25 protein-coding genes are annotated in these 23,048 nt (G+C 71.6%); 12 read left to right on the forward strand and 13 right to left on the reverse strand.

What is annotated here, in order from left to right; all coding sequences use genetic code 11:
- The first annotated feature begins 92 nt into the window (after window positions 1-92).
- Together lnt and EDF24_RS13625 are read left to right on the forward strand one after the other, a co-directional pair.
- The gene (lnt, locus tag EDF24_RS13620; protein WP_123703568.1) at window positions 93-1,649 is read left to right on the forward strand and encodes an apolipoprotein N-acyltransferase; all 1,557 of its coding nucleotides are present in this window, start codon (window positions 93-95) and stop codon (window positions 1,647-1,649) included.
- A 137-nt stretch (window positions 1,650-1,786) separates the two neighbouring features.
- Window positions 1,787-2,137 (forward strand): RNA polymerase-binding protein RbpA, encoded by a 351-nt coding sequence (locus EDF24_RS13625; RefSeq protein WP_123653466.1) that lies wholly within the window; start codon window positions 1,787-1,789, stop codon window positions 2,135-2,137.
- A gap of 67 nt (window positions 2,138-2,204) precedes the next feature.
- On the opposite strand, the gene EDF24_RS13630 is transcribed toward EDF24_RS13625, so the two are convergent.
- Together EDF24_RS13630 and EDF24_RS13635 are read right to left on the reverse strand one after the other, a co-directional pair.
- Window positions 2,205-3,377 carry an SPFH domain-containing protein gene (locus EDF24_RS13630; RefSeq protein ID WP_123703570.1) on the reverse strand — a complete coding sequence of 391 codons (1,173 nt, stop codon included), beginning with the start codon at window positions 3,375-3,377 and terminating at the stop codon, window positions 2,205-2,207.
- Window positions 3,374-3,847, reverse strand: coding sequence for an NfeD family protein (locus EDF24_RS13635; RefSeq protein WP_243698401.1), 474 nt, complete (start codon window positions 3,845-3,847; stop codon window positions 3,374-3,376). Before EDF24_RS13635 ends, EDF24_RS13630 begins: the two co-directional genes overlap by 4 nt.
- A gap of 173 nt (window positions 3,848-4,020) precedes the next feature.
- Here EDF24_RS13635 and EDF24_RS13640 point away from each other — a divergent pair, with 173 nt between their 5' ends.
- Both EDF24_RS13640 and EDF24_RS13645 read left to right on the forward strand, forming a co-directional pair.
- Complete coding sequence (locus EDF24_RS13640) at window positions 4,021-4,785, forward strand: SDR family oxidoreductase (protein WP_123653464.1); 765 nt, start codon at window positions 4,021-4,023, stop codon at window positions 4,783-4,785.
- Between the two features lie 11 nt (window positions 4,786-4,796).
- Window positions 4,797-5,246 (forward strand): NUDIX hydrolase, encoded by a 450-nt coding sequence (locus EDF24_RS13645; protein ID WP_123703572.1) that lies wholly within the window; start codon window positions 4,797-4,799, stop codon window positions 5,244-5,246.
- A 7-nt stretch (window positions 5,247-5,253) separates the two neighbouring features.
- Here EDF24_RS13645 and EDF24_RS13650 read toward each other — a convergent pair whose 3' ends face one another.
- A complete protein-coding gene (locus EDF24_RS13650) occupies window positions 5,254-5,721 on the reverse strand; it encodes a VOC family protein (protein ID WP_311316811.1) in 468 nt (155 codons plus the stop codon).
- Here EDF24_RS13650 and EDF24_RS13655 point away from each other — a divergent pair.
- Window positions 5,720-8,086, forward strand: a complete 2,367-nt coding sequence (locus EDF24_RS13655; RefSeq protein WP_123704069.1) for an excinuclease ABC subunit UvrA — start codon at window positions 5,720-5,722, stop codon at window positions 8,084-8,086. The two genes, EDF24_RS13650 and EDF24_RS13655, sit on opposite strands and share 2 nt — an antisense overlap.
- Before the next feature lie 80 nt (window positions 8,087-8,166).
- Here the strand turns inward: EDF24_RS13655 and EDF24_RS13660 are convergent, their stop codons facing one another.
- A complete protein-coding gene (locus tag EDF24_RS13660; protein ID WP_123703576.1) occupies window positions 8,167-9,030 on the reverse strand; it encodes a shikimate dehydrogenase in 864 nt (287 codons plus the stop codon).
- Between the two features lie 170 nt (window positions 9,031-9,200).
- On the opposite strand from EDF24_RS13660, the gene EDF24_RS19245 reads away from it, so the two are divergent.
- On the forward strand, window positions 9,201-9,353 hold the full coding sequence (locus EDF24_RS19245) for a hypothetical protein (RefSeq protein WP_165931544.1): 153 nt from the start codon (window positions 9,201-9,203) through the stop codon (window positions 9,351-9,353).
- A 137-nt stretch (window positions 9,354-9,490) separates the two neighbouring features.
- On the opposite strand, the gene EDF24_RS13670 is transcribed toward EDF24_RS19245, so the two are convergent.
- Complete coding sequence (locus EDF24_RS13670) at window positions 9,491-10,285, reverse strand: SDR family NAD(P)-dependent oxidoreductase (RefSeq protein WP_123703580.1); 795 nt, start codon at window positions 10,283-10,285, stop codon at window positions 9,491-9,493.
- 134 nt (window positions 10,286-10,419) lie between these two features.
- On the opposite strand from EDF24_RS13670, the gene EDF24_RS13675 reads away from it, so the two are divergent.
- Window positions 10,420-10,800, forward strand: a complete 381-nt coding sequence (locus EDF24_RS13675; RefSeq protein WP_123653459.1) for a VOC family protein — start codon at window positions 10,420-10,422, stop codon at window positions 10,798-10,800.
- Between the two features lie 67 nt (window positions 10,801-10,867).
- Here the strand turns inward: EDF24_RS13675 and EDF24_RS13680 are convergent, their stop codons facing one another.
- From EDF24_RS13680 to EDF24_RS13690, 3 genes are all read right to left on the reverse strand, one after another.
- A complete protein-coding gene (locus tag EDF24_RS13680) occupies window positions 10,868-11,962 on the reverse strand; it encodes a helicase HerA domain-containing protein (RefSeq protein ID WP_123703582.1) in 1,095 nt (364 codons plus the stop codon).
- Between the two features lie 85 nt (window positions 11,963-12,047).
- The gene (locus EDF24_RS13685; protein WP_123703584.1) at window positions 12,048-12,533 is read right to left on the reverse strand and encodes a hypothetical protein; all 486 of its coding nucleotides are present in this window, start codon (window positions 12,531-12,533) and stop codon (window positions 12,048-12,050) included.
- Between the two features lie 36 nt (window positions 12,534-12,569).
- Window positions 12,570-13,601: an alcohol dehydrogenase catalytic domain-containing protein gene (locus EDF24_RS13690; RefSeq protein ID WP_123703586.1), complete on the reverse strand. Its 1,032-nt coding sequence runs from the start codon at window positions 13,599-13,601 to the stop codon at window positions 12,570-12,572.
- A 59-nt stretch (window positions 13,602-13,660) separates the two neighbouring features.
- Between EDF24_RS13690 and EDF24_RS13695 the strand changes: the two genes are divergently transcribed.
- Window positions 13,661-14,275 (forward strand): copper resistance CopC family protein, encoded by a 615-nt coding sequence (locus tag EDF24_RS13695; protein WP_123703588.1) that lies wholly within the window; start codon window positions 13,661-13,663, stop codon window positions 14,273-14,275.
- Between the two features lie 127 nt (window positions 14,276-14,402).
- Here EDF24_RS13695 and EDF24_RS13700 read toward each other — a convergent pair whose 3' ends face one another.
- On the reverse strand, window positions 14,403-15,083 hold the full coding sequence (locus EDF24_RS13700; RefSeq protein ID WP_123703590.1) for an SDR family NAD(P)-dependent oxidoreductase: 681 nt from the start codon (window positions 15,081-15,083) through the stop codon (window positions 14,403-14,405).
- 101 nt (window positions 15,084-15,184) lie between these two features.
- Between EDF24_RS13700 and EDF24_RS13705 the strand changes: the two genes are divergently transcribed.
- On the forward strand, window positions 15,185-16,018 hold the full coding sequence (locus tag EDF24_RS13705) for a helix-turn-helix domain-containing protein (RefSeq protein WP_123703592.1): 834 nt from the start codon (window positions 15,185-15,187) through the stop codon (window positions 16,016-16,018).
- On the opposite strand, the gene EDF24_RS13710 is transcribed toward EDF24_RS13705, so the two are convergent.
- Window positions 16,005-17,249 (reverse strand): beta-ketoacyl synthase, encoded by a 1,245-nt coding sequence (locus tag EDF24_RS13710; RefSeq protein WP_221181379.1) that lies wholly within the window; start codon window positions 17,247-17,249, stop codon window positions 16,005-16,007. The genes EDF24_RS13705 and EDF24_RS13710 overlap by 14 nt on opposite strands.
- Before the next feature lie 30 nt (window positions 17,250-17,279).
- Here EDF24_RS13710 and EDF24_RS13715 point away from each other — a divergent pair, with 30 nt between their 5' ends.
- A complete protein-coding gene (locus EDF24_RS13715) occupies window positions 17,280-17,843 on the forward strand; it encodes a TetR/AcrR family transcriptional regulator C-terminal domain-containing protein (RefSeq protein WP_260233448.1) in 564 nt (187 codons plus the stop codon).
- A 108-nt stretch (window positions 17,844-17,951) separates the two neighbouring features.
- Here EDF24_RS13715 and dhaM read toward each other — a convergent pair whose 3' ends face one another.
- The 3 genes from dhaM to dhaK all read right to left on the reverse strand — a co-directional run bounded on the left by dhaM (window position 17,952) and on the right by dhaK (window position 20,387).
- Window positions 17,952-18,695 (reverse strand): dihydroxyacetone kinase phosphoryl donor subunit DhaM, encoded by a 744-nt coding sequence (gene dhaM, locus EDF24_RS13720; RefSeq protein WP_123703594.1) that lies wholly within the window; start codon window positions 18,693-18,695, stop codon window positions 17,952-17,954.
- Window positions 18,692-19,318 (reverse strand): dihydroxyacetone kinase subunit DhaL, encoded by a 627-nt coding sequence (gene dhaL / locus EDF24_RS13725; RefSeq protein ID WP_123703595.1) that lies wholly within the window; start codon window positions 19,316-19,318, stop codon window positions 18,692-18,694. Before dhaL ends, dhaM begins: the two co-directional genes overlap by 4 nt.
- A gap of 67 nt (window positions 19,319-19,385) precedes the next feature.
- Window positions 19,386-20,387: a dihydroxyacetone kinase subunit DhaK gene (dhaK, locus tag EDF24_RS13730; protein WP_123653449.1), complete on the reverse strand. Its 1,002-nt coding sequence runs from the start codon at window positions 20,385-20,387 to the stop codon at window positions 19,386-19,388.
- A 304-nt stretch (window positions 20,388-20,691) separates the two neighbouring features.
- Between dhaK and EDF24_RS13735 the strand changes: the two genes are divergently transcribed.
- Window positions 20,692-21,414, forward strand: coding sequence for an MIP/aquaporin family protein (locus EDF24_RS13735; protein WP_123653448.1), 723 nt, complete (start codon window positions 20,692-20,694; stop codon window positions 21,412-21,414).
- Between the two features lie 74 nt (window positions 21,415-21,488).
- Entirely contained in the window at window positions 21,489-23,000 is a 1,512-nt protein-coding gene (gene glpK / locus EDF24_RS13740; RefSeq protein ID WP_123653447.1) for a glycerol kinase GlpK, read from the forward strand.
- Window positions 23,001-23,048 lie beyond the last annotated feature (48 nt).

Consider the following 23,048-nt stretch of genomic DNA (forward strand, 5'->3'; position numbering starts at 1 on the left):
CGGTGTCCGTCCGCGAGTCCGTCGCGCCTCCGCACGACGGTGGCGTCCCACCGAGACGCCGCCGTCCCACCGAGACGCGGCCGTTTCCGGCAGTGTCTGGCGGGTTCGGCGGCGTCTCGCGGCCGTCACCGTTCGCTGCGCTGCCGGTGCGGGTCGCCCTGCCGCTGGCGGTCATCGGCGGGCTGCTGTTCGCGCTGTCGTTCCCGTCACCCGGCTGGTGGTTCCTGGCCTACCCGGCCGTCGCGTGCCTGCTCCTCGCCGCGATGGGACAGGGCTGGCGGCGCGCTGCCTGGATCGGCTACGTCGGCGGTGTCGCGTTCTGGGTGCCGGCGATCTCCTGGGCCGGCCGGTACCTCGGGCCGGTCCCGTGGCTGGCGCTGGCGCTCTTCGAGGCGGCCATGTTCGCGCTCGGCAGCGTGGCCATCGCGCTCGCGTACCGCTGGGTCGCACGGGTCGTGACCTCGACCGGCGGACGCGTGTGGGGCCTCCCGGCCGTGATCGCCGCACTGTGGACCGGACGTGAGTGGTTCTCCGGGAGCTGGCCGTACGGGGGCTTCGCCTGGGGACGCGTCGGCCTCTCGCAGTCCGACAGCCCCTTCGCGCACCTGGCCGCGTACGTCGGCGTGCTCGGGGTCTCGTTCGTCGTCGTGTACTGCGTCGCCGTCGTGGTGTCGCTCGGACTCGTCGTGCCCACCGTTCCGGGCGGTTCCGTCCGGCTGCCCGCCCGCGTCGCCACGGCGGGTCTCCTCGTCGCCGCGGTGCTCGCCGTGCCCGCGTGGCCGACCGCCACGGACGGCACGATCCGCATCGAGTCCGTGCAGGGGAACGGGCCGGCCGGGTACTTCGACAACGCGGCCCCCGGCGAGGTGCTCGAGTCGCAGGTCACCGCGACCGACGTCAGCGCGAAGGGTGTCGACCTGGTGGTCTGGCCGGAGGGGTCGGCGGAGTTCGACCCGCGCGCACAGCCGGTGATCGCGAGTGCGCTCGACTCCGTCGTGCAGTCGGTCGGGGCACCGATCGTCGCCGGGGCCATCACCCAGACGTCCTCCGGGGTGCTGCACAACACGTCGTTCGTGTGGACGGCGGACGGCTGGCAGTCCTCCTACGACAAGAAGCGCCCGGTGCCCTTCGGCGAGTACGTGCCGGACCGCTGGTTCTTCTCCAAGCTCGCGCCGTCGCTCATCGGGTTGCTGCAGCGCGACTACACGCCGGGGACGAAGCCGAACGTGCTGTCCGTCGCCGGGGTCAAGGCGGGCATCGCGATCTGCTTCGACATCGTCGACGACGGCCTGACGCGGGACATGGCGCGCGGGGGAGCGCAGGTGATCCTCGCACAGACGAACAACGCCGACTTCTCCGGCACCGACGAGAACCTCCAGCAGCTCGAGATCGCCCGGATGCGGGCCATCGAGACCGGGCGTTCGCTCGTGAACATCTCGACCGTCGGGGCGTCGCAGGTGATCGACCCCACCGGCCGGACGATCGACCGGGTGCCGGAGTACACCGCGTCGTCGATGATCACCGACGTGCCGCTCGGGACCTCGACCACGCCCGCGACCGTCGTGTCGGGGCTCATCGCGCTGGTGCTCTCGCTCGGCGGGCTGCTGGTGCTGCTGGCGTGCGCGCCGTGGAGCCGTCGCCGGGCCTGACCGTGCGGGCGGTGGTCCGCTCGCGGGCCTGACCGTGCCCCCAGGTGGCACTGGGAACCCTCTGTGAATGCGGGCGTTCCGGAACGAACCCCCGTGGGACAGTGTTGCAGGGGGGGAACGAGCGAGAGGAGTCCACCATGGCTGATCGGAGTCTCCGCGGCATGCGGCTCGGGAGTCAGAGCCTCCAGAGCGAAGAGGGCGTCGAGCTCTCGGATCGCAAGCGCGCGGTCTACCAGGCCGACTCGGGCGAGACCTTCGACGTGGTGTTCTCGGCCGATGCCGAGGTCCCGCAGAGCTGGAACGACCCGCGCAGCGGCCGAGAAGGACGACTGCTCGGTGACGACGGCGTTCCCGTCGAGGTCGCAGCAGAGGACGTCAAGGCACCCCGTACCCACTGGGACATGCTGCTCGAGCGTCGCTCACGCGAAGAGCTCGAGGAACTGCTGCAGGAGCGCCTCGCGTTCCTGCGTGCACGACGCGGCGCGTAGCCGTCGACACCGAATGCCCGCTCCCTGATCAGGGAGCGGGCCTTCGTGCGTCACGTGCAGTTCGTCGCTACTGCTGGTCGCCCTGCTGCCGGTCGCCCTGCTGCCGGTCGTCGTTCAGCTGCTTGCGCGTCGCTTCGGCCGCGGCGGCGAGCTTCTCCTCGACGCTGCGGTTCGACTCCGCCAGGCGCTCGTCGAGCACCGAGTCGGGGACGATGTCCGACGCCGTGGCGTTCGGGTTGGCGCCGGCGCCGTCGGTGGCGGTGGTGTTCGCCAGGCTCTCGTTCGCGAGCTTGGAGATCTTCGCGAGGAAGTCGGTGCTGCCGGCACCGCCCGCTGCGGGAGCGCCGCTCGTCCGCTGGGTCGAGAAGCCCTTCGCGATGCCGGAGAGCGCTTCGGTGAACTCGCTCGGGATCATCCAGACCTTGTTCGCGGTGCCCTCGGCGATCTTGGGGAGCATCTGCAGGTACTGGTAGGACAGCAGCTTCTCGTCGGGGTCACCGACGTGGATGGCGTCGAAGACCGTCGCGATGGCCTGGGCTTCACCCTCGGCGCGGAGGACCTGCGCCTTGGCGGCACCCTCGGCCTGGAGGATCGCGGCCTGCCGCTGCCCCTCGGCCTCGAGGATCTGGGACTGCTTGGTGCCCTCGGCCTGCAGGATCGCGGCACGACGGTTCCGCTCCGCACGGAGCTGCTGCTCCATCGCGTCCACGATCGACACGGGCGGCTCGATCGCCTTGAGCTCGACACGGCCGACGCGGATGCCCCACTTGCCGGTCGCTTCGTCGAGGACGACCCGGAGCTGGCCGTTGATGTTGTCGCGGCTGGTCAGTGCCTCTTCGAGGTTGAGGCCACCGACCACGTTGCGGAGCGTGGTGGTCGTGAGCTGCTCGACGGCGCCGAGGTAGTTCGCGATCTCGTACGTCGCGGCACGGGCGTCGGTCACCTGGAAGTAGACGACCGTGTCGATCGAGACGACCAGGTTGTCCTCGGTGATGACCGGCTGCGGCGGGAAGGACACGACCTGCTCGCGCATGTCCAGCAGCGGCCGGAGCCGGTCGATGAACGGCACCAGCAGGTTCAGCCCGGGCGTGAGCGTCTTGTGGTACTTGCCGAGGCGTTCGACGACCCCGGCCGTCGCCTGCGGGACGATCCGGATCGCCTTGGCGAGGACGACGATCACGAAGATGACGATGACGACGATCAGTACGAAGAGCACGATCGTCCCGGGTGTGAGGGTCATGAAGCAGCCTTCTGTTGGGTTCGGACGACGGCGGTCGAGCCCTCGATGGACTCGACGACGACATGGGTGCCGAGCGGCGGGGTGCGGTCCGGAGCGGTGGCGTCGATGCGGGCGCTCCAGGTCTCGCCGTTCGCCAGGCGGACCTGGCCGGGAGCGGATGACGTGAACGCGACGGCGACGGTGCCCGGCATGCCGATCAGCCCCTGCACACCGGTGCGGTGCGGGTCGGCGCCACGGCCGAGCGCCAGGAGGAGGCGGGGACGGACGAGCGACAGGAGCACGAGGGCGAGTGCCGCGGCGATGATCGCGGAGAGCCACCAGGGCGCGCCGATCAGCGCGGCGATCAACCCACCGGCGGCTCCCGCGGCCAGCATGATGAAGATGAAGTCGAGCGTGAAGATCTCGACCACCCCCAGGACCAGCACCAAAGCGATCCAGACGATGGTCTGGATCCAGTCATCGATGTTCACGCGATCTCCCTCCCTCGGTCGCGCGCGGCAGCGCAGCGTCGCGACGGCCGGTTCAAGTCCGTTCAACATATCAAACGAGAACGGGCGACTCGCAGGTGATTGGTAGGCTCGTCCGGGTCGCCAGACCCGTCCCTCGAACCGTCGTCGGGCCTGCCCCCGAACAGGAGAACCACGTGAGCAACCCCCTCGCCCCCGCAGCACTCGCCGGCAAGCGCGCCCTGGTCACCGGATCGTCCCGCGGCATCGGCGCCGACACGGTCGGGTACCTCGCCGAAGCCGGCGCCAAGGTCGTCGTGAACTACCGCAACAAGGCCCGCCGTGCCGAACAGATCGCCGAGGGCATCGTCGCCGCCGGCGGGGACGCCCTGGCCGTCGGCGCGGACCTGACCGACCACGACTCCGTGCAGGCCATGGTCGACGCCGTGGTGCAGGCATGGGGCGGCATCGACCTCCTGGTCCTCAACGCGTCGGGCGGCATGGAGTCCGGCATGGGTGACGACTACGCGCTCCGGCTGAACCGGGACGCCCAGGTCGACATGCTCCAGACCGCGGTGCCGCACATGGCCGCCGGCTCCCGCGTCGTGTTCGTCACGAGCCACCAGGCGCACTTCGTCGAGACCGCCGAGACGCTGCCCGAGTACCTGCCCGTCGCCAAGAGCAAGCACGCCGGCGAGACCGCGCTGCGCGAACTCGTCCCGCAGCTCGACGCCGCCGGCATCGAGTTCGTCGTCGTCTCCGGCGACATGATCGAGGGCACGATCACCGCGACCCTGCTGAACCGCATCAACCCCGGCGCGATCGAGGAGCGTCGCGGCGCCGTCGGCAAGCTCTACAGCGTGTCCGAGTTCGCCGCCGAGATCGCCCTCGCCGCCGTCGAACCCATCCCGGCCGACCACACCCGCCTCGTCGGCGACGTCTCCGGCTTCACGCAGGGCTGACGAGCTCCGCGATGACCGCCCGTCCTGGCCTCCGCCACACCTCGCGGATCCTGCTGCTCGACCCCGAGGGCCGCGTGTTCCTGATGGACACGAACGCGCCGTCGAGCGACGGCTTCCACCGCTGGATCACGCCGGGCGGCGGGGTCGACCCGGGGGAGCGCCACCGGGATGCGGCGATCCGCGAGCTCCGTGAGGAGACGGGCATCGTCATCGACGACCCGGGGGAGCCGGTCTGGTCGTGGGACTTCGACGTCGTCTGGGACCAGGCGGACCACGACCGTGGGCACGCAGAGTTCTACGTGGTGCGGACGACCGGTTTCGTGCTCTCCGCAGACGAGTGGACCGACGACGAGCGCGTCGACATCCTCGACTCCCGCTGGTGGACCGCGGACGAACTCGACGCCACGGACGAGCCGTTCGAGCCCGCGGAGCTGCCGGACCTGGTGCGCCGGTTCGGCTGACGCGCGGTCACTCCCGCGGCGTGAGCACGCAGAACTCGTTGCCCTCGGGGTCCGCGAGCACGACCCACGGCACGTCGCCCTGACCGACGTCGGCGAGGCTCGCACCGCGTGCCACGAGCCCGTCCACGGCGTCCTGGTGGGAGTCGTCCGGCGCGGGGACCAGGTCGATGTGCAGGCGGTTCTTCACCGTCTTGCCCTCCGGCACCGGCACGAAGACGATCCCCTGCGGCAGCTGCTCACGCGGGATCGTCCCCTCCAGCCCCTCGGCGAAGGCCGGCGCGATCACCGCTTCGTCGTCGGACTCGTACACGACGGGCCAGGAGAGCGTCTCGCCCCACCAGCGCGCGAGGGCGTGGGGGTCGGAGCTGTCGACGACGACGGAGTACCAGCGGAGTGCCATGGCGCCAGTATGGCCGCGCACGGTGGTCTCGTCCGCCTTCTCCGTGTCGGCGCCGACCAGTACCCTGATCGACATGCATACCAGTGAGTCGCCGGTGGCCGACAGCCACGACCGGATCCGGGTCCGTGGCGCGCGGGAGAACAACCTGCGGGGCATCGACGTCGACCTGCCGAAGCGCCGACTGACCGTCTTCACCGGGGTGTCCGGCTCCGGCAAGAGCTCGCTCGTCTTCGGCACCGTCGCCGCCGAGTCGCAGCGGATGATCAACGAGACCTACAGCGCCTTCGTGCAGGGGTTCATGCCGTCGCTCGGCCGTCCGGACGTCGATGTGCTCGACGGCCTCACCACGGCGATCGTGGTCGATCAGGAACGGATCGGCGCCGACCCGCGGTCCACGGTGGGGACGGTCACGGACGCCAACGCGATGCTCCGGATCCTGTTCAGCCGCCTCGGGCAGCCGCACGTCGGCGGGCCGAACGCGTTCTCGTTCAACCTGGCGACGGTGTCGGCGGGCGGGGCCATCACCGTGCAGAAGGGCGCTGACGCGAAGGCGCAGAAGGTGTCCTTCAACCGCCTCGGCGGCATGTGCGCCCGGTGTGAAGGGCGGGGGAGCGTCACCGACATCGACCTCACGCAGCTCTTCGACGACTCGCGCGCACTGCGGGACGGCGCACTGACGATCCCCGGGTACGGCACCGACGGCTGGAACGTCCGGCTGTACGCCGAATCCGGGTACTTCGACGGGGACAAGCCGATCCGCGACTTCACCGAGCAGGAACGGCAGGACTTCCTGTACCGCGAGCCGACGAAGCAGAAGATCGCCGGCATCAACATGACCTATGAGGGGCTCGTGCACCGGGTCCGCCGGTCGTTCCTGCAGAAGGACCGCGAAGCGATGCAGCCGCACATCCGGGCGTTCGTGGACCGCGCCGTCGCGTTCACCACCTGCCCGGACTGCGGCGGGACCCGCCTCAACGAGACTGCGCGGTCGTCGAAGGTCGCCGGCAAGGACATCGCCGAGGTCTGCGCGATGCAGATCACCGACCTCGCCGCGTGGCTGCACGGGCTCGACGAACCCTCGGTCGGACCGCTCCTCGACGGCCTCCGGGACGCCGTCGACTCCTTCGTGGAGATCGGGCTCGGGTACCTCTCACTCGACCGTCCCACCGGCACGCTCTCCGGTGGGGAAGGGCAGCGCGTGAAGATGGTGAAGCACCTCGGGTCGAGCCTCAGCGACGTCACCTACGTGTTCGACGAACCGAGCACCGGGCTGCACCCGCACGACATCGAGCGGATGAACGGGCTGCTGCTCCGCCTCCGCGACAAGGGCAACACCGTGCTGGTGGTCGAGCACAAGCCCGAGGTCATCCAGATCGCCGACCACGTCGTCGACCTCGGCCCGGGCGCCGGCACCGGTGGCGGAACACTCTGCTACCAGGGGTCGATCGACGGACTGCGGGGGAGCGGGACGGTCACCGGGAAGCACCTCGACGACCGGGTGTCCGTGAAGTCCTCCTTCCGGCGCCCCACCGGCGCGATCGAGATCCGCGGCGCGGACCGGCACAACCTGCAGCACGTGGACGTCGACGTGCCGCTCGGGGTGCTCACCGTCGTCACCGGGGTCGCCGGCTCCGGCAAGAGCACGCTCATCCACGGCTCGCTGGCCCCGCGCGACGACGTCGTGGCCATCGACCAGAGCGCCATCAAGGGCTCCCGTCGGAGCAACCCGGCCACCTACACCGGGCTCCTCGAGCCGATCCGCAAGGCCTTCGCGAAGGCGAACGGCGTCAAGCCGGCCCTCTTCAGCGCCAACTCGGAGGGTGCCTGCCCGTCGTGCAACGGGGCCGGCGTGATCTACACCGACCTCGGCATGATGGCCGGCGTCTCGACCACGTGCGCGGAGTGCGACGGCAAGCGGTTCGACCAGTCCGTGCTCGAGTACCGACTCGGCGGCAAGGACATCAGCGAGGTGCTCGCGATGCCCGTCGCCGAAGCGGAGCAGTTCTTCGCCGCCGGTGACGCCCGGATCCCCGCCGCGCACGCAATCCTGCAGCGGCTCGTCGACGTCGGGCTCGGGTACCTGACCATCGGACAGCCGCTCACGACGCTGTCAGGCGGCGAACGGCAGCGCCTCAAGCTCGCGACACACCTCGGCGAACCGGGCGGCATCATCGTCCTCGACGAACCAACGACGGGGCTGCACCTCGCCGACGTCGCGCAGCTGCTCGGGCTCCTCGACCGGCTCGTCGACTCCGGCAAGAGCGTCGTCGTCATCGAGCACCACCAGGCCGTGATGGCGCACGCGGACCGGATCATCGACCTCGGGCCCGGCGCCGGACACGACGGCGGTCGTGTGGTGTTCGAGGGCACGCCCGCCGAACTCGTCGCCGACCGCACGGCCCTGACCGGGAAGCACCTGGCGGACTACGTCAGGGGCTGAACCGGACGACGACGACCCCGGACGACGACATCCGGTCAACATGACCCAGGTCAACACGACCCAGGTCAGCGCGATCCAGGTCAGCGCGATCCCGCGGTCCGTCCGTCGCGGAGGAACCCGAGGAAGTCGGCACGGACCCGGTCGAGGTCGGGGGAGCGGCCCGTGATCTCCTGGATGCTCGCCACCGCCTGGCCGACGGCCATCCAGCCGCCGTCCACGGTCCTCCGCCCGGCGGCCCGGGCGGCACGCAGCAACGGCGTGTCGATCGGGAAGTAGACGGCGTCCGCGACCCAGGCGGCGGCAGGCAGCACCGACGGATCGAACGCGGCGCGTCCGTCGTCGTTCATGCCCAGGGGAGTGGCGTTGACGGCGCCGTCCGCCTGCGCCAGCACCGACGGCGCGTCGTCGAGGGCGACGGTGTCGACCACGTCCGATCCCAGCGACACCCGGAGCCCCTCGGCCCGGTCGGCGTCCGCATCGACGATCGTCAACCGCGCGACGCCGAGTGACACCAGTGCGTACGCGATCGCCGCGCCCGCACCGCCCGCGCCGAACTGCACCACTGCGGCACCGGCGACACTGCCCGGACCCTGCTCGATCGCGATCCGGAAGCCGAGCCAGTCGGTGTTGTGGCCGATCCGGCGGCCGTCACGGAAGACGACGAGGTTCACCGCGCCGATGCGCGCCGCGTCCGGGTCGAGATCGTCGAGCAGCGGGATCACGGCCTGTTTGCACGGGTGCGTCACGTTGACGGCGGCGAAGCCCTGCGCCTGCACCTCGTCGAGCACGGCCGGCAGGTCGGACGCCGGGCGCCCGAGCGCATCGAGGTCGAGGAGCCGGTACTCCGAGTCGAGGCCGAGGCGCGCGCCCTCCGACTCGTGCATCAGCGGCGTGAGCGACCTGCTGAGCCCCGAACCGATCAACCCGACGAGCACGCGTTCCACGGTGCTCGACGATAGCGCCGTTCCGCTCGGCCCGGCCACGCGGCGGACGGGAGGCTCGGTGGCGGTCGGGTGTCGAGCCTCCAGACCGGTGGGTGGGGCGCCCACGGCACGTGGTGCGCCGCCCGGACGGCTTGCGACGCGCCCAGACTGGCGCGCGTAGCGTCCGGCGCATGAGCTACAGCCAGCCAGACCCAGCCGAGGAAACCACGCAGAGCGAGGCTCCCGAGCAGCCGGACACCGACACCGACGCGGTGGAGGAGTCCGGGCGCGAGGACGCGGCGCTGGAGATCGACGCGGACGACGTGCCGACCTCCGACGCCTGAGCAGTTCGCTCCGCACGACCGGGAGCAGCAAGCAAGCACCACACCACACCACAGAACGGACACGACACCTCGGAGGACCGAGTGTCGTGTCCGTTTCGTGGTTCCGGGGGCGACGCGTTCGGCTCGACGGACGGCGCTCAGGGCAGGATCGAGTCCACGTACCCGCCGTCGGCACGCAGCGCGCCGCCCGTCGTCGCCGATGCCCGCGGTGAGGCGAGGTAGGTCACCATGTGCGCGATCTCCTCGGGTTCGATGAGTCGTTCGATGAGGGACTGCGGGCGGTGCTCGCGCATGAACTCGCGCTGCGCCTCGTCCCACGGCAGGTCGGTCCCGACGAGCTGCGCGACGAAGTCCTCGACGCCGCCCGTGTGCGTCGGCCCGGCGATCACGGTGTTCACGGTCACGCCCGAGCTCTTCGCCGCCTTCGCGAAACCGCGTGACACGGCGAGCAGCGCGGTCTTCGTCATGCCGTAGTGGATCATCTCCGCCGGGACCACGACGGCGGAGTCGCTGGCGATCGAGATGACGCGTCCCCACCGCCGCTCGGTCATCCCCGGCAGGTAGGTCCGGATCAGCCGGATGGCGGACAGGACGTTCACCTCGAAGTACCGACGCCACTCGTCGTCCGTGATCTCCAGGGGCGGCCTGCTCTCGAAGATGCCGAGGTTGTTGACGAGCACGTCGACGTCACGGACGCGCTCGGCCATCGTCGTCGCGCCGGCCTCGGTGGCGAGGTCCGCGGCGACGCCCTCGACGACGGCACCCGGTACGGCACCACGGACGTGCTCCACGGCGCGGGCGACCCCGTCCTCGCCGCGGCCGTTGACCACGACGGATGCGCCGGCGCGCGCCAGGTCGACGGCGATGGCGAGTCCGATGCCCTGCGTCGATCCGGTCACGAGCGCTGTTCGGTCCTGGAGTTCGTGCTGCACGGGTGGTTCCTTCCGCCGGGGGAGTCAGTACGCTCGTGCCTGACTACCACGTCGGCACCGCTGGCGACGGATCGGCCGGAGTCGTTCCGGTGCCGACGGCGGACAGGACGAGCCGGGCGGAGCAGGCTGACTGCATGGGACGACCCATCGTGCACGTCGAGGTCATCGGCCCGGACCCCGAGCGGCTCCGCAGGTTCTACGGCGCGCTGTTCGGCTGGGACGCACCGGCCGGAGCGCCGGTCGCGCCCGCGGTGTCCGAGCCGTCTTCGTACGCGTTCGTCGAGCCGGACCCGAGCGCGGGCGCAGCGGCAGGCGGCATCGGCGGCGGCCCCGGGTTCGGCGCGCACACAGTGTTCTACGTCGGTGTGGACGACGTGGCCGCTTCGGTCCGTCACGCCGTCGAGCTCGGGGGGACGCTGGTGATGGACGTGCAGCGGAACGAGGACGGCTTCGTCGCGGTGGCGCACATCGCGGACCCTGCGGGCAACCTGGTGGGGCTCGCCGGACCGCTCTGACGTCCTCCGGAGCACGCTCGGCCGCGCGCCGATAATGCATATTATGTCAGGTCACGCGGTGCGAGGCTCACGACCGGAGCGGGGGGCGAGCCGTCGTCCGACGGACAGAGGTTGTGCGCCTCGTCGATGACGATGAGCACGGCCGTCGTCGTTCCCGCTTCGCCCAGAGGTCGTCGAGGACGGACATCGCAACGACCAGGTACTCGTCCGGGTTCGAGAAGCCCGCGAGGTCGAGCACCGTCGCGTCGGGCCGTTCGTCGAGGACCTCCGCAGCGGCTCGGTGCTCGCGCGCCCACAGGTCCCATCCGAGGAGCCCGAGGTTCTCGACCCGTGCCGAGAGCGCCCGGGCCGCGGCGGAGTCGCGCGTGCGGAGCTGCGGCACGATCTGCGTCGTGTCCTGGCTCCCCACCTCGAGCTCGAGGTGGACCAGCTCGTTGTACTCGTCGCGGTCCGCGACCGGGTCGAGCCGCAGGACAGCGGCCTTCCCCTCCATCGACAGTGCGGTGAACCGGACACGGAGTGCTTCGTGATCGCCGGGACGCGGTCGGAGCACCCTGACGCTCCGGTGCTGCAGCTCGTCCTGCGCGGCACGGCCGGCCGCCGTCGACGCGGTCCCGGCACGCTCCCCCAGGGCGACGAAGTCGCTGTTGGGATCCAGGATCACCATCGGGAGCCGCGTGTGCAGCAGGACCTGTTCGAGCAGGACGCCCAGCGCGTAGGTCTTCCCCGAGCCGCTCTGCCCGCACCAGAACGTGTGTCGGTTGAGCCGTGCGGCGAGGACGCCGACCGGGACCGGGTGACCCACACGCAGGGTCCCGAGCTCGAGCAGCTCGCCGGATCCCCCGAACAGACTCGTCGACACGTCCGGGGCCGCCGACGCGAGCACGGCACTCCCGAACGCGCGTGTCGCGCCCGGCGTCAGCGCGCCGTCGTCCGCGAGCGCGCCGAGGAGGGACCCGCTCCCCCGCGACGAGCCGTCCGACGAGAGCGAGAGGTCGTGCACCTGCCCGACCTGGACCCCGGCATCGTCGGTCACGGTGACGATCGACCCGATCGCGAGGCCGCCCTCGATCGCGCCGTGGAGGTCGAGGCGTCGACCGTCCTGCGATGAGGCGGTGCCGGCACGGTCGGTGCGCGGGGTGGGTTCCTGGCTGCGCTGCATGATGGGCCGAGCGTAGGAGCGGCGCAGGCGGCCTGCTTCACCCCTTGCGGATGAGGCTTCGCGCTCCGCCGCTCCCTGGCGCGGCTCAGTGCTCCGAGCTGTAGACGACGCAGTCCTGCACGAGCTCGGCCGCGTTGGACGTCGCACTGAAGGTGTCGGACGTCGCGGGTGCCGCTGCCGTGTCGGCGTCCTTCGCGAGGTCGTTCACCGGCACGAGCTGCCCGTCGAAGTCACCGCTGCTCGGGTCCTTCGTGCTGCCCCACACCGCGACGTCGTCGTCGGACAGCTGGCTGCCGGACGCGGGCGTGATCGCGGCACCGAGGTACCAGCCGCCGTCCCCCGGCTGGACCTTCGCGAGCACGTCGCCGTCGAGGCCCTTCGCGGTCTGGGTGAGGGCGGCGACCGCGGCGCCCGAGGCGGACCCGCACTCGGCCGCCGGGGTCGTGTTCTCCGCCAGCGGTCCGGTCGCGGCGGGGTCGAGCTTCTGCGCGTTCCCGACGCAGCCGCTGAGCACGAGGGCGATCCCTGCGGCGGCGATCAGCGCCGAGACGGTCTTCATGGTCGTCGTCATGACCGCGACCGTAGGCGAGCCCTGGTGGGCGTCGTCTCAGACGAGCGCGACCGTCATCCCCGCCTGCGCTGCCGGACCGTCCATGGCCACGAGCGCGTCCGGGAGCTCGTCGAAGGTGATGGTGCGCCCCAGCGTGACACCCGGGTCGAGGCGTCCGGTGACGATGTCGTCGAGCATCGCGGCGTACTCCCCCACGGAGATGCCGTGGCTGCCGAGCAGCTCGAGCTCCTCGGCGATGACGCGGCGCATCGGGATCGCCGGGGCGGCTTCTTCGTCGAGCAGGAGTCCGACCTGGACGTGGCGACCACGCGGGCGGAGCGAGGCGACCGCGGTGACCGAGGTGGCGCGGCTGCCGAACGCGTCGATCGAGAGGTGCGCTCCCCCGTCGGTGCGTGCACGGACCTCGTCGACGGCGGCCGGACCGGACGTCACGGTGTCCGCGCCGAGCGCGGCCGCACGCGCGAGAGCCGCGGGCGAGACGTCGACCGCGATCACGTGGGCTCCGGCGGCGACGGCGACCACGATCGCGGAGAGCCCGACTCCCCCACAGCCGACGACGACGACGTGCTCACCGGCACGCACCCGCCCCTGCTCGTGGAGGGCGTGGTAGGCGGTCCCGAAGCGGCATCCGAGTCCGGCGGCGTCGACGAACGCGACCGCGTCGGGCAGCGCGACGAGGTTCACGTCGGCGTGCGGCACGGCGAGGAGCTCGGCGAACGAGCCGGGCAGCGTGAACCCGGGCTGCTCCTGGCGTGTGCAGACCTGGGTCTGTCCCGCCAGACACTCCCGGCAGGTGCCGCACGCGAAGACGAACGGCGCGGTGACACGGGCACCGAGCCGGTGGTGCCGGACCTCGGCGCCGACCTCGACGACGACGCCCGCGAACTCGTGTCCCGGGACGTGCGGCAGGTGCACGGAGTCGTCGTGGCCGCGCCAGGCGTGCCAGTCGCTCCGGCAGACGCCCGTGGCAGCCACCTCCACGACGACGCCGTCCGAAGGACACGTGGGTCGGTCGACGTCGACGATCTCGGGGAGCGTCCCGAACTGCTGGTACCGGACTGCGCGCATGCGTCCACCCTGCCAGTCCGGGGCGACGGCGAGCGTTCGACATCTCGTAGAATTGCCGCATGTCCCCCACCGCGGTCCGCCGCAGCGTCCGGATGTCCCTGTTCGCCGTCGTCGTCGGTCTGACGAGCCTGGTGCTCGCCGATCCCGCCGACGCCCACTCGGCCCTCGTGTCGAGCAACCCGACCGATGGTCAGACGGTGCACGCCCCGATCGACCGCGTCGACCTCACGTTCTCCGAGGCGCCGCTCACCGGACTCGACGCGGGACTCCGCATCGAAGTCCGGGACGGAGCCGGTGCGGACGTCTCCACCGGCGAGGTCCTGGTCGACGGCACGACGATGTCGAAGGCCGTCGCGCTGACCGACGGCGCGTACACGGTGCGCTGGCGGTACGTCTCCCCCGACGGGCACCCGATCACGGGCGAACTCGGGTTCACCGCGGCGCTGCGGGCGACCACCCCGACGGCTGCTGCCCCGAGCGTGAGCCCGAGTGAGGACCCGAGCCCGGGGCCGACCGAGATCGAGGTGACGCTCGAGGCCACGGGGCCCGCGTCGGCCGCCGACGAGAGCGGCACGCCCTGGGCGGCACTCTGGGTCGGCGGTGGCGCGCTCGTCCTCGCCGCGGCGCTCGTCGTGGTCGCGACGCTCCGCCGCCGCACCCCGTCCGACGACTGAGCCGGCTCGACGCGGCGACCGCGCCGGACGACCCCGTCCCGACCGGGCCGGACGACCCCGTCCCGACCCGACCAGGCTGGGCCGGCCGCGGGCCGCGGGCTGCGGGCTGCGGGCTGCGGGCTGCGGGTCAGTACGAAATGCGGCCCGTCCGGTCGTGGAACTCGCCCGTCGGCCCGTCCGCGCCGAGCGTGGCCAGTGCGACGGTCGCGTCCGTGCCCTCGGTGACGGTCTGGTGCCCGCCGAACCCGTTGAACTCCGTCGCGGTGTACCCGGGGTCGCTCGCGTTCACCCGGAAGGTCGGCAGGTTCTTCGCGTACTGCACGGTGAGCGCGATCACGGCACCCTTCGACGCGGCGTACGGGATCGCGGGCACCGGGTACTCGTCGCGGCCCGGCGTGCTGAGCCACCGTGCGAAGCCGACCCCTGACGCGACGTTGACGACGACCGGGTTCGACGACGCGCGGAGCAGCGGGAGCGCGGCCTGGGTGACCCGGACGATGCCGGTGACGTTGGTGTCGAGGACGTGGGCGATCGCGGCGGCGTCGAGGTCGTCGACGCCGAACGAGGTCCCGAGGATCCCGGCGTTGTTCACGAGGACGTCGAGCTCCGGCAGGGACGCGATGGCCGCGTCGACGCTCGCCTGGTCGGTGACGTCGATCGCGACGACGTGTGCGCCGAGTGCCCGGGCCGCGTCGCCGGCTGCGGGGTCGCGCATCCCGGCGTACACGGTGTGGCCGGCCTCGACGAGTCGGCGGGTGGTCTCGAGCCCCAGGCTGCGGTTGGCTCCGGTGATGAGTGTGGTGGTCATGGGCCCAGCCTCGCCCCGTGGTCGCGGATGACCCAGGTGCCCTTCGACAGTGGGACCGGGAGTACCACCTCGCCGCGGCGGGTCCGAGGGAGGATGGACGCATGAGCGAGTTCGCGAACGTGCTGCGGTCCTGGCGCGACCGGGTGACCCCGGAGGAGGTCGGGCTGCCCGCGGCACCCGGCCGTCGGACGCCGGGGCTCCGCCGCGAGGAACTCGCAGCACTCGCCGGGGTGAGCGTCGACTACGTCGTGCGTCTCGAGCAGGGCCGGTCGACGAACCCCTCTCCGCAGCTCCTCGGCTCCCTCGCGACCGCCCTCCGCCTCACCACGGAGGAGCGCGACCACCTGTTCCGTGTCGCCGACGCCGCTCCCCCGTCGCGCGGTGTCGTGCCCCGGCACATCACCCCGGGGGTGCAGCGTGTGGTCGACCGGCTCGGCGACGTGCCCCTCGCCGTGTTCACGGCGACCCACGACATCCTGCTGTGGAACGGCCTCTGGGCGGCGCTCACCGGCGACCCCGAGCGACTCGTCGGGCCGGAGCGGAACCTGGTGTGGCGGCACTTCATGGTCGGCCATGACGGCGTCGAGTACGACGACGACCACCAGGAGGAGTTCTCCAGCGACCTGGTCGCCGACCTCCGTGCGGCGCTCGGACGGTACCCGGGTGACCGGCAGCTCGCCGACCTCGTCGCGCGGTTGCGCCGCGAGTCCCCGGAGTTCGAGCGGCGGTGGGCGACGGCGCGCGTGGCCGAGCACCGGGCGAGCCGGAAGACGCTCCGGACGCCGGTGGGGCCGATCGCGGTGGACTGCGATGTGCTCAGCGTGCCCGGCGGGGACCTCCGGATCGTCGTCTATACCGCGGTGCCGAGTTCCGAGGACGCCGCGAAGCTCGATCTCCTCCGGGTGACCGGGCTGCAGACGCTCACGCCGCGCTGAGCACCAGCGACGCGTTCTGCCCGCCGAACCCGAACGAGTTGTTCAGCGCCGCCCGGATCGTCGTCGACCGAGCCGTCCCCGACACCACGTCGAGGTCGATCGCCGGGTCGAGGTGCTCCAGGTTCAGCGTCGGCGGCACCACCCCGGTCTCCAGCGCGCGGACGGTGAGGATCGTCTCGACAGCCCCTGCCGCACCGAACATGTGGCCGATCGCGCTCTTCGGCGCGGTGACCACCGCCTCCCGACCGACGACCCGTGCGATCGCCTGCGCCTCGCTGGCGTCCCCGACCGGCGTCGACGTGGCGTGCGCGTTGACGTGGTCCACGTCGGCACCCGTGAGCCCGGCCATCCGGAGCGCCGAGGTCATGGCGCGCTCCTGACCGGAGCCGTCCGGCCGCGGCGCGGTGATGTGGAATGCATCGGAGGTGATCCCCCACCCCGCCAGCACCGCGTGCACCCGGGCGTTCCGGGCTGCCGCGTGCGATGCCCGTTCGAGCACGACGATCCCGGCGCCCTCCCCGAGCACGAAGCCGCGTCGGGACACGTCGAACGGCCGGGACAGCGTCATCGGGTCCTCACCGTTCGGCTTGGCGAGCGCCTGGGACTGCGCGAACGAGGCCATCGTGACCGGGGTGACCGCGGCCTCCGCTCCCCCGGTGACGACCACGTCCGCCTCACCGCTCCGGATCAGCCGGGCGGCCATCGCGATGGCCTCCGCACCCGACGCGCACGCCGAGACGGTCGTGTACGCACCGGCCCGGGCGTCGAGGTCGATGCTGATCTGCGCGGCGGCGCCGTTCGCCATGAGCATCGGCACCGTCCGCGGCGACACCCGCCTGGCGCCGTTCCGGCCGAGCTCGTCGTGCGCGTCGAGCAGGGTCTCGATCCCGCCGATCCCGGTCCCGAGGACGACCGCGAGCCGCTCGGGGTCGACGGACGGCGCGCCGGCGTCGGCCCACGCCTCCTCCGACGCGACGAGCGCGAGCTGCTGGCTCCGGTCGAGGCGTTTCGCACGCACCCGGCCGAGTGCCCCGTCGGCGTCCAGGTCTGCGTCGGCGCCGATCCGGATCGGGACCTGCGCCCAGAGGTCGCCGTCCCGCTGCAGTTCGTGGACGCCGGACCGCCCGGCGACGAGCGCGTCCCAGAGCGGGGCGACGCCGTGCCCGAACGGCGAGACGGCGCCGTAGCCGGTGATGACGATGTCGTCGGAATCTCGATTTGTATGCTGCACAAGTGGAGTTGTACCACGTACAATTCAGCGATGGCAACCACACGGGGCACGGCGACACGCGCCCGGATCCTCTCGGCGGCGGCCGATCTCCTCGCCGACCGCAGTCCACGCGCGCTGACCGTGAGCGAGGTCGCGCGGACCGCCGGGGTCTACCCGAACCAGATCACGCACCACTTCGGCTCGAAGGACCGGCTCGTGATCGACGCCGCCTTCGTCCGGTTCCTCCGCGACACCACGCGGTTGCAGGCGGCCGGTCGACGGGCGACGACGGCGCCGGCGTTTCGCGACGTCCTGGCCCGGACCGCACTCGCGATGCCCTCCACCGGGCTCCTCGTCACCGCGCTCGGGCTCGCGCAGGACGACGACGCCCTGCGCGAGCGCACCGGTACGCTGCTCGCCGTGCTGTTCCGGCAGTCCGAGCGCTACCTCGAGCGCATCGTCGGCGACCACGGCTGGACGAGCGCGCGCGGGATCCCCCGCGATGCGCGGACGTTCTGGAGCGCGGTCTTCGGGGCCACCCTGTTCGCCACCGCGGGCGCCGTCGGCGGGCCGTCCGACGTGGACGTCGCCGCGACCGTCAGCATCACCGACTGACCCCGGCGACCCGCCGGAGCCGACTGACCCCGGCGACCCGCCGGAGCCGCCTGACCCCGGCGACGCTCCGGAGCCGACCGACCCCGGCGACGCGCCGGAGCCGACCGGTCACTCCCCGAAGCCGGAGCGCACCAGTTCGTCGAGCGCGTCGACCGCGTCCTGGGCGTCGTCGCCGCTGGCCTCGATGGTCACCGTCGCCCCCTTGGGCAGCGCGAGCGCCATGATCCCGAGGAGGCTCTTCGCGTCGACGCCGTTCACGCGGACCGCGGCGTCGTACTTCGCGGCGGTCTTCACGAACTCGGCCGCTGGGCGGGCGTGCAGCCCGGTCTCGTTGACCAGTTCGACGGTCGTGGACGCAGTCACATCGCCGGCGGGACCGGCGCCGTCATCCGGCACCGGGCCTCCAGGCCGTCCTCCGTCCGACAGACGGTCGCCGGCATCCGGACCGGAGGCCGTGCCCGCGTCCGCCTCGGACGCTGCGGCGGACGCCGCGGCGGCCAGCACCGCGTCGACGTCACCACCGGTCTGGGCCGCGACCGCGGCGGCCACCGCACCCTCCACGATGGGGGCGTCGGACACGTGGACCCGTTCCCGGACGCCGTCGTCGAGGAAGTCCAGCGCCGTGTCGGTGGTCAGGTAGGCGGAGCCGAGGTCGCACAGGACGACGATCGCGTCGGCGCCGGAGAGCTCCTCGATGCCCGCGGTGATCGCCTCGAACGAGGTCCCGATCCCGCCGTCGTCCGTGCCGCCCGCGGCGACGAGCTGCACGTCCGCCGCCATCTGCCGGGCGAGCTCCACGGTGCCGGACGCGATCGCCGCGCTGTGCGAGACGATCAGGATGCCGACGCTCACGCCGCGTCCACCGCGGCGCGGAGGATGTAGGCCGTGGACTGTGCGCCGGGGTCGCGGTGCCCGACGGCGCGTTCGCCGAGGTAGCTGGCGCGGCCCTTGTGGGCGACGAGCGGCTCGGTGGACTCGGCGCCGGTGACCGCGGCGTCCGCGGCGGCCGCGAGCACCCGCTCCGGGCTCTCCCCCGCCTGCGCAGCGGTGGCGGCCGCGTCGACCGCCGGGGTCCACGCGTCGATCATCGTCTTGTCGCCGACGGCGGCCTTGCCGCGCGAGACGACGCCGTCGCGCGCCGCGGTGAGCACCGCGACGAGGGTGTCCGCGTCGAGCTCGGTGGCGTCACCGGCGGCCTGCGCTGCCTTGAGGTACGCGGTCCCGAACAGCGGACCGGCGGCACCGCCGACCGTCGAGATCAGCTTCGTGGCGACCGTCTTGAAGACCGACCCTGGGGTGTCGAACGAGCCACCGTCGACGGCCTCGAGCACGGCGCGGAAGCCGCGGTCGAGGTTCTCGCCGTGGTCGCCGTCACCGATCTCGCGGTCGAGCGTGACGAGTTCCGCCCGGTGCTCGTCGATCGTCGCGGCGGTGCGTCGGACCCAGTCGATGGCCCATGCGGTGTCGAGCGCCAATTGGTGTTCCTTCCTGCGGGCCGAGCACGGCCCGGATCGGCGGCCGGACGGTGCCGGCCGGTCGGTGTCAGCGGCCCCAGCGCAGCGCCGGGGTCTCGACCGGTGCGTCCCACAGGGTGATCAGGTCGTCGTCGAGCACCGTGACGGTGATCGAGAACCCCTGCATCTCGAGGGACGTGACGTAGTCGCCCACCAAACTACGCGCGACCTCGTGGCCGCGGTCCGCGAGCACCTCGGCGGCGCGTCGATAGGCGATGTAGAGCTCGGAGAGCGGCGTCCCGCCCATCCCGTTGACCAGGAGCAGCAGCCGGGAGCCGGCAGGGGCAGCGAGGTCGGTGAGGATCGGCTCGAGGACCCGGTCGACCAGGGCGTCCACGGGCGCCATCGCGATGCGTTCGCGTCCGGGTTCGCCGTGGATCCCGATGCCGAGCTCGGCCTCGTCGTCCCCGAGCGAGAAGGACGGCTCCCCCGCGTGCGGCACGGTGCCCGGCGCGATCGCGAGGCCCATCGACCGCGTGACGTCGTTGACGTGGCGGGCCACGGCCGCGACCGCGTCGAGGTCGTCGCCGCGCTCGGCAGCGGCACCGGCGCACTTCTCGACGACGACCGTGCCGGCCACGCCGCGGCGGCCGGCCGTGTAGAGCGAGTCCTGCACGGCGACGTCGTCGTCGACCACGACGGACTCGACCCGGATGTCGTCCATCCCGGCGAGCTCGGCGGCCGTCTCGAAGTTGAGCACGTCGCCGGTGTAGTTCTTCACGATGTGGAGCACGCCCGCTCCGCCGTCCACGGCCTTCGTCGCCGCGACGATCGGGTCAGGGGTGGGGCTCGTGAAGACGGGACCGGGAACGGCGGCGTCGAGCATGCCGTACCCGACGAAGCCCGCGTGCAGGGGTTCGTGCCCGCTGCCGCCGCCGCTGACGATGCCGACCTTGCCGGACACCGGGGCGTCGGCGCGGTGCAGGTGGATCGGGTCCTCGACGAGGACCACGTGACCGGCGTGCGCCTGGGCGAACCCCCGCACGGTCTCGATGACGACGTCCTGCGGGTCGTTGATGAGCTTCTTCATGACGGGGCCTCCACGGGTCGGACGCCCGGACGAGGCCTGCACACCGCCGACGTCGTCCGGAGTGGGCCCAGGCTACAACGGGCGTGCGTTCCCCGGACCTGCACGTTCGTGCACGGGGTGCCCGTGGGGATCCCGCCCCGGAATGGCCTGACGCACACTCCTCATGCACGTTCGTGCAACTTCCCGCAGATCGCTCACGTGTTCATCACCCGTCGGAAATCCCCGGCAGTATGCTCGCCACAATCACTCGATGGGGAGTGCCGAGCAGCATCGGGACCCCCAACCAGCGCAATGGAGGTCACCGATGGACGACATCGGCGTCAAGTTCCTTTCCGAGCTCGTCGGCACCACGATGCTCATCATCCTGGGTGGCGGTGTCGTCGCCGCCGTGTCACTCAAGAAGTCCAAGGGCTTCGGCGCAGGCTTCCTCATGGTCACGATCGGTTGGGGCTTCGCGGTCTTCGCCGGCGTCACCGTCTCGTACAAGTCCGGCGGCCAGCTGAACCCGGCCGTCAGCCTCGCCCAGGCCATCCTCGGCAACATCACCGTCGGTGAGATGTTCCTCTTCTGGCTCGCCCAGCTGATCGGCGCGATCATCGGTGCGGTCATCGTCTGGCTCGCCTACAAGCAGCACTTCGACGAGGAGCCCGACCCGGCCGCCAAGCTCGGCGTCTTCTCCACCGGCCCGGCCATCCGCTCCTACGGCTGGAACCTCGTCACCGAGATCATCGGCACCTTCGTCCTCGTCTTCGTGGTGATCGCGTTCACGAACGGCAAGACCCCGTCCGAGCTCGGCGCCATCCCCGTGGCGTTCCTCGTGATCGCGATCGGTGTCTCCCTCGGTGGCCCGACCGGGTACGCGATCAACCCGGCCCGTGACCTCGGCCCGCGCCTCGCGCACGCCTTCCTGCCCATCAAGGGCAAGGGCTCGAGCGACTGGGCCTACGCCTGGGTGCCGGTCGTCGGTCCGCTCATCGGTGGTGCGATCGCGGCAGGTCTGTCGTACGCACTGCTCCCCCTCGCCTGATCCCACACCCGTCCCCGTCGGCCGGCCCCAACGCCGGGGCCGGCCGCAGCACCGAACACCCGTAAGGAGCACCAATGGCCGACTACATCGTCGCCATCGACCAGGGCACGACCAGCACCCGTGCAATCGTCTTCGACCACTCCGGTTCGATCATCTCCGTCGGACAGAAGGAGCACGAGCAGATCTTCCCGCGCGCGGGATGGGTCGAGCACGACCCCGCCGAGATCTGGGACAACGTCCGTGAGGTGATCGGCCAGGCACTCTCCCGCGCCGACATCACCCGCCACGACGTCGCCGCGGTCGGCATCACGAACCAGCGCGAGACCGCGGTCGTGTGGGACAAGACCACCGGCAAGGCCGTCTACAACGCGATCGTCTGGCAGGACACCCGCACCCAGTCGATCGTCGACAAGCTCGCCGACGGCGACACCGACCGCTACAAGTCGGTCGTCGGTCTCCCGCTCGCGACGTACTTCGCCGGCACCAAGATCATGTGGATCCTCGAGAACGTCGAGGGTGCACGCGAGAAGGCCGAGGCCGGGGACCTGCTCTTCGGCACCACCGACACCTGGGTCCTCTGGAACCTGACCGGTGGCGTCGACGGCGGCGTGCACAAGACCGACGTCACGAACGCGTCCCGCACGCTGTTCATGGACCTCGAGACGCTGCAGTGGCGCGACGACATCCTGGCGGACTTCGGTGTGCCGAAGTCGATGCTCCCGGAGATCGTCAGCTCCTCCGAGGTCTACGGCCACGTCGAGTCGTCGAACCTCCTCCGCGAGGTCCCGATCGCCGGCATCCTCGGCGACCAGCAGGCCGCGACGTTCGGCCAGGCCGCGTTCGACAAGGGCGAGTCGAAGAACACGTACGGCACCGGCAACTTCCTGATCTTCAACACCGGCACGGAGATCGTCCGTTCCGAGAACGGGCTGCTGACGACCGTCGGCTACAAGCTCGGTGACCAGGAGACGCACTACGCGCTCGAGGGCTCGATCGCCGTCACGGGGTCGCTCATCCAGTGGCTCCGCGACAACCTGGGCCTCATCCAGAGCGCCCCGGAGGTCGAGGCGCTGGCGAAGACGGTCGACGACAACGGCGGCGTGTACTTCGTCCCGGCGTTCTCCGGCCTGTTCGCGCCGTACTGGCGTCCGGATGCCCGCGGTGCGATCGTCGGCCTGACGCGCTACGTCAACAAGGGCCACATCGCCCGTGCGGCCCTCGAGGCCACGGCGCTGCAGACCCGCGAGGTCCTCGACGCCGTGAACGCGGACTCCGGCGTGGACCTGACCGAGCTCAAGGTCGACGGCGGCATGACCGCCAACAACGAGCTCATGCAGTTCCAGGCGGACATCCTCGACGTGCCGGTCGTCCGACCGGTCGTCGCGGAGACCACCGCGCTCGGCGCCGCCTACGCAGCCGGCCTCGCCGTCGGTTTCTGGGCGAACCTCGACGAGCTCCGTGCCAACTGGCAGGAGGACCAGCGCTGGGAGCCGCAGCTCGACGCCGCGGAGCGCGACCGCACGCTGCGCCTCTGGAAGAAGGCCGTCACGAAGACCTTCGACTGGGTCGACGAGGACGTCCAGTAGTCGTCAGCTGACGCGACGCACCAGCCGGGAGGCCCGGTGCCGGTCCCT

Origin of the sequence: Curtobacterium sp. PhB130, from assembly GCF_003755165.1 — a bacterium.
In the GTDB taxonomy this organism is placed as follows: domain Bacteria; phylum Actinomycetota; class Actinomycetes; order Actinomycetales; family Microbacteriaceae; genus Curtobacterium.